This is a genomic window from Nonlabens dokdonensis DSW-6 (assembly GCF_000332115.1).
Lineage (GTDB): Bacteria > Bacteroidota > Bacteroidia > Flavobacteriales > Flavobacteriaceae > Nonlabens > Nonlabens dokdonensis.
In genome coordinates this window covers 760,652-773,838 of record NC_020156.1, presented here as the reverse complement: position 1 = coordinate 773,838, position 13,187 = coordinate 760,652, and the positions used below count along the sequence as shown (strand labels likewise).

The 13,187-nt window shown below is 40.7% G+C and carries 9 protein-coding genes; all 9 read right to left on the bottom strand.

Annotated elements, in window-relative coordinates; translation table 11 throughout:
* Position 1: 1 nt before the first annotated feature.
* The 9 genes from DDD_RS03465 to DDD_RS03425 all read right to left on the bottom strand — a co-directional run bounded on the left by DDD_RS03465 (position 2) and on the right by DDD_RS03425 (position 13,092).
* Positions 2-586 (bottom strand): DUF2911 domain-containing protein, encoded by a 585-nt coding sequence (locus DDD_RS03465; RefSeq protein WP_041566900.1) that lies wholly within the window; start codon positions 584-586, stop codon positions 2-4.
* A gap of 19 nt (positions 587-605) precedes the next feature.
* On the bottom strand, positions 606-3,332 hold the full coding sequence (locus tag DDD_RS03460; RefSeq protein WP_015361356.1) for a heavy metal translocating P-type ATPase: 2,727 nt from the start codon (positions 3,330-3,332) through the stop codon (positions 606-608).
* Entirely contained in the window at positions 3,329-3,868 is a 540-nt protein-coding gene (locus DDD_RS03455) for an ion channel (protein WP_013750626.1), read from the bottom strand. The genes DDD_RS03460 and DDD_RS03455 overlap by 4 nt, the downstream gene beginning before the upstream one ends.
* 82 nt (positions 3,869-3,950) lie before the next feature.
* Positions 3,951-4,400 (bottom strand): heme-binding domain-containing protein, encoded by a 450-nt coding sequence (locus DDD_RS03450; RefSeq protein WP_041566899.1) that lies wholly within the window; start codon positions 4,398-4,400, stop codon positions 3,951-3,953.
* Positions 4,401-4,991: a DUF3347 domain-containing protein gene (locus DDD_RS03445; RefSeq protein ID WP_015361354.1), complete on the bottom strand. Its 591-nt coding sequence runs from the start codon at positions 4,989-4,991 to the stop codon at positions 4,401-4,403.
* A 30-nt stretch (positions 4,992-5,021) separates the two neighbouring features.
* On the bottom strand, positions 5,022-7,406 hold the full coding sequence (locus DDD_RS03440) for a multicopper oxidase domain-containing protein (RefSeq protein ID WP_015361353.1): 2,385 nt from the start codon (positions 7,404-7,406) through the stop codon (positions 5,022-5,024).
* Between the two features lie 69 nt (positions 7,407-7,475).
* Positions 7,476-8,042 (bottom strand): helix-turn-helix domain-containing protein, encoded by a 567-nt coding sequence (locus DDD_RS03435; RefSeq protein ID WP_015361352.1) that lies wholly within the window; start codon positions 8,040-8,042, stop codon positions 7,476-7,478.
* A gap of 2 nt (positions 8,043-8,044) precedes the next feature.
* Positions 8,045-9,250, bottom strand: coding sequence for a TolC family protein (locus tag DDD_RS03430; RefSeq protein WP_015361351.1), 1,206 nt, complete (start codon positions 9,248-9,250; stop codon positions 8,045-8,047).
* A gap of 89 nt (positions 9,251-9,339) precedes the next feature.
* Positions 9,340-13,092 carry an efflux RND transporter permease subunit gene (locus DDD_RS03425; protein WP_015361350.1) on the bottom strand — a complete coding sequence of 1,251 codons (3,753 nt, stop codon included), beginning with the start codon at positions 13,090-13,092 and terminating at the stop codon, positions 9,340-9,342.
* Between the last annotated feature and the right edge of the window lie 95 nt (positions 13,093-13,187).

Below are 13,187 nucleotides of genomic sequence, written 5' to 3'. Positions count from 1 at the left end.
ATTATTTTATTTCAAAAGGAAACTCAATCGTGACTTTTTCCCAACTCATTGAGATTGTTCCTGAAGTCTCTGTTGTTTTGTTTACTTTATACTCTAAATGTTCCTTGATTTCTTCGGAAATTTTAGGTGTTACTTTAAATCGTAATGCATCATCGCTCGCATCATAGTCGTCCTTACCGTGTTGGTTCCAGTTCCTGTTGAAAATGACAGTCCATTCTTTTTGATTCGGAATTACAAAAAATCCATATTTCCCAGCTTTCAATTCTTTACCGTCAATTTCTAAATCCTTATTTGTTTCCAGCCAAGTAGCCATATGGGCACCAGCCTGCCAGACTTGGTCGTAAGCCAACAGTCCACCGAAAATAATTCTATCCCTTACACCTGGCGACGAATAATCTATATGAATATGTGCATCACCTATCATCGCCATTGCCGATGTATGTGGACTAAGGGATTTTTTGTTCTCGGATTTAGGTTCACTTTGGGTATGATTGTGTTCTGTCCCTATTTCTGAATTGTTCTTTTCTTCGTTTTTACATCCGCTGACAACAAGTACCAATAGGATTATCAAAATTTTATATTTCATAAGTATTCAATTAGTTAGATTATATGTTTTTACTTTTTAGACGTAATGAGTTGGCAATTACTGAAACCGAACTAAAGCTCATTGCCAAAGCCGCAATCATTGGGGATAAGAGTATTCCGAAAAACGGATACAGTAGTCCTGCTGCAATCGGGATACCCAGCGTGTTATAAATCATTGCAAAAAAGAGGTTTTGTTTGATATTGCGCATTACTGCATCACTTAGGTTTCTTGCCTTTACGATACCGTGTAAATCGCCTTTGACCAAGGTAATGGCCGCACTTTCAATGGCAACATCCGTACCTGTTCCCATAGCGATACCTACATCACTTTTAGCGAGTGCAGGTGCATCGTTGATGCCGTCACCTGCCATTGCAACCACCTTGCCTTGCTCTTGTAATTTCTCGACTTCCTGTAGCTTGTTCTCTGGAAGCATACTTGCTTGAAAATCGGCAAGGTTAAGTTCATCGGCGACAGCTTTGGCGGTGTCGTGATTATCGCCCGTAAGCATTATGACTGCAATTCCCTTATCCTGCAAATCCTTGATAGCTTTTGAGCTCGTTTCCTTTATTTTGTCACCTATGACCACGTAGCCTACAACTTGACTTTCAACAGCGAGATAGGAAACCGTCTTACCTTGTTTTTGGTAGGATTGTGCCTCGTTTTCCATAGCTGCGGTAAGTGTGGCATTTGCCTGTTCCATCATTTTGGCGTTACCTAAAGCCACTTCCTTACTATTCACTTTACCTTCAACCCCTTTTCCGGTAACTGCATTGAATCCATCTGCGTTTAAAAACTCTGCGTTTTGTTCTTTTCCATATTTTACGGTGGCTTCTGCGAGCGGATGTTCACTTTGGCTGTTAAGGGAAACAATAAATTGTAGCACTTCGCTTTCCGTAAAACCGTTGTCGAAAGATCCCATTTTCTCAACTGTAGGCTTTCCTTCAGTTATCGTTCCGGTCTTATCGATAATGAGAGTATCTACTTTATCCATTTTTTCAAGAGCTTCGGCATTTTTGATAAGCACACCATTTTGTGCGCCTTTACCAACACCGACCATTACGGACATTGGTGTCGCAAGTCCCAAAGCACACGGACAGGCGATAATCAATACGGCAATGGCATTGACCAAAGCATAAACGTAAGCGGGTTCTGGACCCCAAATTGCCCAAACGGCAAATGTAACAACAGCGATTATAACAACGATTGGTACGAAATATCCCGAAACGGTATCGGCCAACTTTTGGATGGGTGCACGGCTACGACTGGCATCGTTGACCATCTGTATAATCTGTGATAACAAGGTATCGGAACCTACCTTTTCAGCTTTCATCAAAAAGGACTGATTGCCATTGATAGTTCCGCTACTTACTTTATCATCGGTAGATTTGTTTACTGGAATAGGTTCGCCTGTAATCATCGATTCATCGATGGAAGTTTCGCCTTCGGTAATCACCCCATCCACGGGAATCTTATCGCCCGGCTTCACACGCAGAATGTCACCCAATTCAATTTCATCGATGGCTACTTCCTGTTCTTCGCCATCAACCAACTTAACTGCCTTATTCGGTGCTAATTTTAAAAGTTCCTTGACTGCTGAATTGGTCTTGCTATGCGCACGAGCTTCGAGGACTTGACCAAGTAGCACCAAAGTTAGAATCACCGTAGCCGCCTCAAAATAGACGTGAACCGTACCCGCTTCGGTCTTGAATTGGTTAGGGAAAAAATCGGGCACGAGCATTCCGAACACACTAAAGAGCCAAGCAACGCCTGCACCGATTCCGATAAGCGTAAACATATTTAAGTTCCAAGTTTTGATACTGCGGTAGGCGCGTTCAAAAAACATCCAAGTGGCGTAGAATACCACAGGTATTGAAAGAGCAAATTGAATCCAATTCCAATATTTCAGTTCCAAAATATCGTAGAGTGGATTTTTGGGCAGCATTTCGGACATTGCAATGATAAAAATGGGCAATGTGAATGCGACCGCTATCCAGAACTTTTTTAGCAGTTTTTTATAGGTTTTTTCTTCTGCGGACAAGTCGGGTTCCATAGGGACCAAATCCATTCCGCAAATGGGACAGCTTCCCGGTTCGTCTTTTACGATTTCGGGATGCATCGGGCAGGTATATTGCGTGTCGGAAGTAACCGTTAGGTTAACTTCTTCAACCAAATCCATTCCGCAAACAGGACAGTCGCCTGGTTGGTCATAGGTTTTATCGCCCTCGCAATGCATCGGACAATAGAACGTTCCCGTTCCTTTGCCTTTGGGTTGTGGTTTTTGTTTTTCGACTTCGGTAGTGTGACGTTGTCCAGCTTTATAAATAGTGTAGGTATCTCCATCGTTTTTTAAAACCTCCTGAAAAGTTTCATACGGAATGATACTTTTCATATCTATGAAGGCTTCAGCTTTTTCTAAATCGACGGTAACATCTAAGACACCGTCAACTTGTGATAAAGTCTTTTCTACGTGTGCTCTGCAACCATTACACGTCATACCATTTATGGGATAAGTGCGCGTTTTGATTCCATCAGGTTTGATTGGATGTATATGATATTTAGCCTTTCTCTCTTGGACCGCATTTTCAAATTCTTCAATTTCAATGTGTTGCTCCATCTCAATGGTAGCCGTTTGATTTTCAAAATCAATAGCTACGTCTGTAACTCCTACAACATCTGATAACGCACTTTTTACCGTTCTCAGACAACCTTTACAAGACATTCCTTGTATTTGATATGTGTGTTTCATTCTTGATTTATTTTAATCTGATTAACATTTGCGATTCCAAAGACAAGCACAAAGAATCGCAATCCCACTTCCAAAATCACTGTCGATTTAGCCACTATAGAAACTGGAACTATATCTCCGTATCCAACAGATGAAAATGTTATAATACTCAAGTAGAAATACTCAAAGAACACCGTCCAGATAGAACTATTTATATCATAGTTGCTCTTAAAATTATTGTCATCTATGAGGTGTAATGCTGCGAAGTCGCTTGCAAAAGAAAAGATGATTAAACCTATTAATAAGGTAAATAGAACAAGTACGTGACTAAGTAAATGGCTTTGACTTATAATTTTTACAAGTTGGCTGAAAGAAAGATGCACAATGAAGAATATTTTTACAACAGTAAGCATAAATACCATCCATACATTCCAATTATACTCAATGTTAGAAATAAGACCTATATCTACAAATGCAACTACCAGAATTACAGCTATTGTAAGTCCAGCTTTGCGAAAAAGCTGCTTGTAAAATGAGTCTATTTTTTCTAGTTCCATTTTTATAATTACTGTATTTGTGCCTGATACGAGAAAGGTTCTAACCAACCATCAATGAAAATTACTTTTCCCGTATCAGGACTTAATCTTCTCTTAAGCTATCCATATAGCCTATAATTTCTTTTACTGCGGTACTGTCCATTCGCGCATCACCGTGAATGAGCTCGTAACTATCCATCGGCATTTCGCCGCTTTCTATTTGTTTTATAATAGAACGCAACTTGCTGTTTTTCCTTCGGCTGGAATAGGTGTCCCATTCATTAAAATTAAGTTCATCCTTTCCTTCCTGTATGTGGTCCTCCAGATACCAAGCGGCAGGCTGTATCTTGCTGTACCACGGATACTCTGTATTGTTGCTATGGCAATCATAGCAAGAAACCTGCAACTGATTTTTAATCGTTGCAGGTACTTGATTTATTATCATAAAATCATTTTGTGGTACAGTATCGCTCTCGTTCAAGGTTACTGGAAAGAGCTGGATCACTACCAATGCCACAAGTGAAAGCCACGCTATGATTTTTAAATACTTCAATTAGTTGATTTCTCGCTGTACTTTACCACATCTCAACATTGAACTTCCATAATAGGGATTCAATACATTTTCTTCTTTGCTCAACCACGCTGTACCACCATCGTACATAGGGCAAAATTGCTCGTAAAGTTTAGTCTTTGTACCAGTAATTGCCACCATATCGGTTACATCCTTACTTAATATCTTAAAATGTTCACGCTGATGCTTGATATCACTTTCTGAAATGTGTTCTGCGTGTTCTGTGGCATCTTCGATAATGTCATTTAATTCTGATGTTTCATTATCAGAATAGTTTGATGCGTCAAAAGATTTAAGAGATTGAGCCAATGTATTTCCCAATTCTTTCGCCTTATCATTATCGTCTCCTACTAACGCATCTTTTAAGTTGAAATAGTCATTCAAGATTGCTTCTGCTTTTGCATCTTGGTTGTCATTCATCGCCATATCGTCTTTGTCATCCATAGACTCTTGATGCATCTCATTACTCATAGGTGCAGCCGGTTCGTTCTTGTTTACATCTTTGCAGGAAACCGTTAGTACCGTTGTAGCAGCAAGTGCCATCATACCTAGTGTTCTTTTTACTTTTTTCATCTTTGTTGTTTATTTAAGTTAATTATTGTTTTAAAATCTTAATGAAAGTCCGCCACCCCATCCAAAACGGTTGTCATAGCTTCCCATTAAAGAGAAATCTCTACTCAGTACATATTCAAGGCCTACTTGCCAAGTCGTTTCTTCTTCAAAATCAGTCCCTTCTTCAAAATCATTTACCCAACCAAAATCCATTTGGTATTCATACTCACCATAAAGAGCAACATTTCTAAATATCATAGTCGCTGTCGCAAAAGAGATAGTAGGACGTAACTTGTTATCAATCCGTAAATCGGAATCGATTAGAAGTGGAAGCAAATAACGAACACCTACGACACCTGTGGTAGATATTTCTTCAAGGCTATCCACGCCTTCGTTTTCAACATTTACGCCTCCAAAAACCCTGAAATAACTATTGAGCCAACGCTCGTATGTAAACTCTGCTTCTAAATTTTCATTCCAGCCATATTCTCCTCTTAAGGTAAACTGATTACGAATGTTCGTTGCCGTATAATATAATTCTGTCATATGGCTTGCCCCAGTGACTTCTCCCCAAGTGAACATATGATTTGCCTCATTGGTAAGATTGGTCAAAGGATATCCTTCTAATCGTTCATCTCGTGGTGTATCGTAGCTAAAAATTCTAGCCATACCACTGTTTACATGATATAGAACGTGACAATGAAAATACCAATCACCCTTTTCATCCGCAGCAAACTCAATGACTACCTTTTGCATCGGTGCAACATTAACCGTGTGTTTTAATGGACTGCGCTCACCATTTTCATTAAGTACCCTAAAAAAGTGTCCGTGTAGATGCATTGGGTGGTGCATCATTGTCATATTGTTAAGCGTTATTCGTACAACTTCTCCCTGATTGATTTTTATTTTATCGGTTTCTGAAAGTGGTACTCCGTTTATTGACCATACATATCGGTTCATATTACCAGTTAGGTTAAATAGCATCTCACGTGTAGGTCTGTCTTCGTCAAATTCGGTACTTTCTGGCGCTTTTAAATAGTGATAATTAAATTCAGGATTACCACCTGTTTTCATATTATCACCTATCACTTTGTCTTTTGGAACCATATAGCCCATTTTCATTCCACCATCCATTTGCATCTTATCTTCCTTCATTTTCATATCCTGATGAGCCATACCGTTGTCTTTCATTTTGATGGAATCTTTATCTTTCTGCATCCCATCCATCTGCATTTTGTCATCTTTCATATTCATTCCATCCATTTGCATTCCATCCATCTTCATTGCGTATTTCTTCATTTTTTCAATACTATCATTTTTTGAAGGGTTGAACTTAACTGCTGGGGCTCCCATTTTCATATCCATTGACATCATCTCTTGCATCTGTTTAATCAAATCAGGTCTAGGAACTTCTGGAGCTTTCAATGTATTGCCTGTTCCTAAAAAGGTAGATGCTTTACCAGAACCGTCTTGTGAAGTTGCAAGGATTTCCAGCTTTCCGCTTTCTGGAATAGTTACTATAAAGTCATATGTTTCGGCAACTCCGATTAATGTTTTATTGTGTGGTACAGGAACAACATCTAACCCATCCGCTGCTACTAGCGTAGGGTCTTCGCCACCGAATGTAAGCCAGAAATAAGTGGCAGCAGCTGCATTTACAAAACGTACCCTTACCTTTTCACCAGGTTTAAAATCAGTATAGTTCTGTTCAGGTTTTCCATTTATAAAAAAATAATCGTAGTAATTGTCAAGTATAGCCATATCTGGCATACGTTGCCACATCATTTTCAACTTAGCTCCAACAGCACCTCTGGCGATTACTTTATCCCAACTTTGTACTTGATTTTTCTTAATGAGGTACCATTCATTACCTCGTTTTAAGTTACGGAGTTGTGTTTTAGGATTTTCATCCATCCAGTCCGAAAGTACGAGTACCAAATCTTTATCATACTCTAATGTGGTCTCTTTAGGATTGATTTGAATTGAGCCATAAACACCACGTTGCTCTTGCAATCCCGTATGTGAGTGATACCAATAAGTTCCAGATTGTTTGAGCGCAAATTTGTACTGTTGAGTTTCGCCTGGCTTAATAGGTGGTGTATTTAGATAAGGTACACCATCGTAAAAATGTGGAAGTATTAAACCGTGCCAGTGCACAGATGTTTCTACATCCATTTTATTGGTTACGTTAATAATAGCAAATTCCCCTTCATTAAATTCTAAAGTTGGACCAGGAATACTACCATTAAAGGTCATCGCTTTTACATCTTTACCCGTGTAGTTTACAGTCTCATAATCAATAGTTAAATCATAGACACGTTCTGGCCAATTATCAACATTTTCTTCGGATTTGTTGGCCACAAAAGGATTGTCTGGTTTTTGTGCTTGCATTGCAAATCCAAATAGTATTAAGAAAAATATTAGTAGTTTTTTCATATTTATTTTTAATTTTTACCAAAATTAAAGCTGTTTTTCAGCGAGTTGTGTCATAATCTTGGTTCTTATCTATAAAATTTGGTCTAATGAATTCCTAAAATTTTGCTGTTGCTTTTTATAGGTCGTTAAGCTCATTCCTGTTTCGGTCTTAAATTGTCTACTCAAATGATTGATATGGCTATAATCCAATAGTTGACTTATCTCGGTAAAATTCTTTTCCTGTGTTTGTATGAGTTCCTTGACCTTTTCGATTTTCAGTTTAATGAAGTATTTTTCAATGGTATTTCCTTGTGTGAATGAGAATACCTTACTGATTTTTGAATAGTCTTGATGTAATTTTTCTGATAGGTGCTTAGATAATTTGTCGCTTAGTTGGATGGGTAGATTTTCCATCATTTTTATAAGAATAATTTTCACCTGCTCAGTTAGTGTATCCTCAGCAGAATCGATAATTGCGAAGCCGTTATTACTCAGAATTTCCTTAAAGGCATATCGCTCATCGTCGTTCTTGATGTCAAGTTTTACACGTCCCAATTCAATTTCTTTTAGTTCAATGCCCTGCGATTCAATTTCAGATTTGAGCACCTTGATACATCTATCACAAACCATATTTTTTATGTAAAAATCCTTGACCATAACTAGTTGATTAAATAGTTAATAATGGCCGATTGCACATAGTACCGTTGTACCGACTCAATTTGATTCATTTGAAACTTCAACTGCAATTCCTGAATGTCCAGCACATCATTAAAATCTATAGTGCCAGTTTCATAATTTTTTACCAGAATTTCTTCGGCATCTTGGGCTTGTTTCAGGTTACGGACTTGTGTGTTGTAAGCGATGCGAGCTTGGTTGCGTTGCGATTGCGCTTTCGCGAAAGCGGATTCCAGCACATTCAATCGCTGTTCCCTTTGGGTCTCTATTTCTTGCTGTCGCAGTTCATTTTGTTTTGAAATGGATTTGTAGCGGTTGTTGAAAATGGGTATGGAAACTGACACCATAGGCATCAATACATCTTTCCCATTATCGTTGAAGTTGACATCGCTGCGTTCCGTTACGGGCAAATAATCCACGCCAAAACCAATCATAGGCAAACTCTCACGCTGGTTGAGCAGTTCAGATTGTGCCACCGATTCATAAAGTTTGTCATATTTGAGCAGTTCAGGGTTGAGTGCAAGCGCTTCATTGTCATAAAAAGGGTCTTCCTGCGGAATTTCCATTTCTGGAACTACGTCAACAGTCATCATTGATTCGCGGTTGAGTAAATTGTTGAAAGCCGTTTGTTCTGCTCTAAATTCTTCTTCCAGCACTTCCTGTTGTTGTTGTAATTCATTTTGTCTAATCTGAAGTCGCAACACGTCTACGGCACTCGCTTTTCCTACTTCTACAGACGTGAGTGCAAGTTGCTCGTAGGTTTCCAGAAGCTGTATATTTTCATCCAGCACAGCTTGCTTGGCACGTATAGAATACAGGCTATAATAGGATTGTGCGACCGAAAGTGCGAGCTTGCGCTTTGCAATCGTGATGTCCACATATTCGGCATCTGCCATTGCGGTGGCATAATTTTCACGAGCGGTAATAGTACCAAACCACGGCAACATCTGTTTTACACCTATCCGTGCACGTTGTGCGCCAACTCTGGTTTCAGGCTCGCTCACAAAGTAGCCAGCACTTACTTCGGTATTGGGAATCCAGTTGGCTTCGTTTACCTTTTCTTCGGCGATATTATAGCGCAGTTCAAAAGCTTGAATTTCTGGATTGTTCGCTTCAGCTTCTTGGATGTAGGATTGTAGTTGTTGCGCCTGCCCGCCGATTCCGACAAGAAGCAACGCTAAAATCACCAAGGCGTTCAGGCGGGCTTTCGCACTTCGTCTTCGCTCAGTATGAACTTCAGCGGAAACAAACAAAAACACGAGTATATATTTTAATTTTTTCATCTGTTTGCTTTTTTAAGTTGGTATTCCTTTTTCCAACTGTATAGGACTGGCAGTAGAAAATAGGACGTAACGTCGATTATCATTCCGCCAAAAATGGGTATCGCCATCGGTATCATTATATCGCTTCCCTTGCCTGTGGATGTGAGTACAGGAAGTAATGCCAACACCGTAGTTACAGTAGTCATCAAACACGGACGAATACGTTTACCTGCGGCTTCCAAAGTGGCGAGACGAATGCCCTTTTTATTGTCTGGTTCGTTGCTTTTAAAAGATTGGTCTAAATAGGTGGCCATTACTACACCATCATCCGTTGCGATCCCGAAAAGGGCAATAAAACCTACCCAAACGGCCACACTTAAATTGATAGTTTTCATATTGAACAAATCCCGCAGATTTTCGCCGAAAAAGCCGAAGTTGAAAAACCATTCCTGACCATAAAGCCATATCATAATGAAACCACCTGCAAAGGCCACGGCGATGGCAGTAAACACCATAAGCGATGTAGAAACCGACCTGAATTGGAAATACAAAATCAAGAAAATAACCAGCAAACAGAGTGGTACGACAACCGATAAGGTTTTCTCTGCCCGCAACTGATTTTCATAAGTACCCGTAAAGCGATAGCTAACACCTTGTGGTACGACCAGCGAACCGTTATCAATATTTTGTTGAATCAGCGCTTGAGCATTTTCTACCACATCTACTTCGGCAAAGCCGTCGAGTTTGTCAAACAGCACGTAGCCAATTAGAAATGTGTCTTCACTCTTAATGACTTGTGGTCCTTGCTCGTATCGAATTTCGACCAATTCGCCCAGCGGTACAGGACTGCCTTTTTCTACAGGAACGTAGATATTTTTAAGGTCGTCTGGATTTGCCCGTAATTCTCTTGGATAACGCACGCGCACGGCATAACGTTCCCGACCTTCCACGGTTTGCGTGAGTGGCATTCCGCCCACGGCTACTTGCAGGATTTCCTGAACATCTATAATGGATATGCCATATCGAGCCAATTGGTCTCGCTTAATATCAATAAGCAAGTAGGGCTTGCCCACGATTCGGTCTGCAAAAACAGCTTGTTCCTTGACGCCTTCAGCTTGTTTCAAGATGTCTTCCAATTCCAGTCCAAAGTTTTCTATGGACTTTAAATCGGGTCCTTTTACCTTGATGCCCATAGGTGCCCGCATTCCCGTTTGTAGCATTACCAATCGGGTTTCGATGGGTTGCAACTTGGGTGCAGATGTCACGCCTGGCAACTTGGTCACTCGTACAATCTCGTTCCAAATATCATCAGGACTCTTGATGTCCGGTCGCCAGTTTCGATAGTATTCGCCATCGTCATCTTCAATCAACTCTTTGCGTGTGGCAGTCGTTTTGAGCGATGTTTCGGCATAGTTGACGTCTTCATCTATCTCATTATTTGGGTTGATAATGAATTTGTTATTCTTCAGTACAAACAATCCATCGTCATTGACCTTATAGCGTTGTCGCTCGCCAGAACTATTCCGCATATATTCAGATTTATACTGAATGACATTCTCATACATCGAGAGTGGTGCTGGGTCGAGTGCGCTTTCCGTTCTTCCAGCTTTTCCCACCACAGTTTCGATTTCAGGAATGCTCGCCACCGCCATATCGAGCTGTTGCAACACACGTTTGTTTTCTTCAACACCTGCGTGTGGTAAGGATGTAGGCATCAGCAAGAATGAACCTTCATTCAGCGCTGGCATAAACTCTTTGCCTGTGTTTCGCATAATAATGATACCCAACGTGAGCACCGTAGCCGGAACAATTAAGAATAGATATCGGTTCTGAAGTGCCCATTTCAAAATACGTTCATAGTAAATCCTGAAAATTGAGAACGCACCAAGCAGTCCAAAACAGATAATGGAAACAAATATTAGGTTCATCACGATGCTTCGGTCAAAGCCCAAAGGTCGCCAGTAGGTAGCGAGCAAGAATACGATGGCAACCGATGAAATGATGATGTCATATAGATTCTTACGCTTTCGCGAAAGCGCACCACGCATCTTTAAAAATGATGTTGTAGCAAAGGCAATAAGAATAAGCCCCAGCCAAAAGCCGTAAACGATGGCGAGAATTCCTAACAAAATAAGTAAACCATTGATGGCGTACTGTGTACGTTCTCGTACACTCGTCTTGCGGAACAGGAATGCCGCAATGGGTGGAATGAGAAATAGCGCAATGATGAGTGATGCCGTGAGTGCCATTGTTTTGGTAAAAGCAAGCGGGCGGAACAGTTTTCCTTCGGCACCAATCATTGTGAATACAGGCAGAAAACTGATGATTGTCGTTAAAACTGCCGTTAGAATAGCACCAGAAACTTCTGCAGTTGCGTTGTAGATGATTTCGTTTGTGGTGTATTCCTTACCGTTTTCATTAAGCCGCAACTTTTCATCTTCCAAGTGCCGTATCATATTTTCGGCGAGTATCACGCCCACGTCCACCATAGTTCCGATGGCAATGGCGATACCAGAAAGTGCGACGATGTTTGCATCTACATTAAAGAGCTTCATCGTGATAAAAACCATCAAGACGGCCACGGGCAATAATCCTGAAATAAGGATGGATGCACGTAGATTGAACACCATAATGATAATAACTAAAATGGTAATCAAGATTTCCAAAGTCAAAGCTTCGTTGAGTGTGCCCAAAGTTTCCTGAATGAGTTCGGTACGGTCGTAAAATGGCACGATGGTTACTTGCGAAGTGCGCCCATCTTTCAAAGTTTTTGTTGGAAGTCCAGAGCTTATTTCGGCGATTTGTGCTTTGACATTATTGATGACTTCCAGCGGATTTGCACCATAGCGAGCGACTACAACACCACCTACAACTTCGGCACCTTCCTTATCGAGAATGCCACGTCTTGTCGCTGGTCCCAAGTGAACGTTTGCTACGTCTTTGATACGGATAGAAGTAAAGTTTTCAGAATCTACCACGGCATCTTCGATATCTGAAATGGACTTCACGTAGCCCAATCCGCGCACGAGATATTCCGCTTGATTGATTTCGAGCGTTTGTGCGCCTATGTCTTGATTGCTTTGCTTGACGGCCTTGACCACATCGCCCATACTCACGTTGTATTGGCGCATTTTTTCTGGGTCGATATCCACTTGATATTCCTGAACATAGCCACCTATGGAAGCCACTTCAGAAACACCGCTTGCAGATGACAATCCGTATTTCACATAATAATCCTGAATGCTACGCAATTCCTGTAAATCCCAACCACCAGTTACGTTTCCGTCTTTATCACGACCTTCCAGCGTGTACCAAAATATCTGTCCGAGTCCTGTAGCATCTGGCCCAAGTGATGGATTGACACCATCGGGCAAAAGGTTTGCAGGAAGTGAGTTCAGTTTTTCGAGTATGCGACTGCGCGACCAATAGAACTCGATGTCTTCTTCAAAAATGATATAGATGCTGGAAAATCCAAACATAGAAGAACTACGGATGGTTTTCACGCCTGGTATGCCCAGAAGCGAAGTGGTTAGCGGATAGGTAATTTGGTCTTCAATATCCTGTGGCGAGCGACCTTGCCACTTGGTAAAAACAATTTGTTGGTTCTCGCCAATATCAGGTATGGCATCAACGGATACTGGGTCTGTAGGCAAAAAGCCTGTTTCCCAATTAAAGGGTGCGTTGACCACGCCCCAACCCACAAATAGGGCGAGTAGTAGAACGGCAACAAGTTTGTTTTCTATGAGAAATTTAATGCTCTTATTCAGCATAGCATTTGATTATTAGAGTTTTGGAATTACGTGCTGCAAAAAATGACAAACACGAGTTTTAGCCCACTACAGCGTAGCTGTTGGGCTTCATTCAA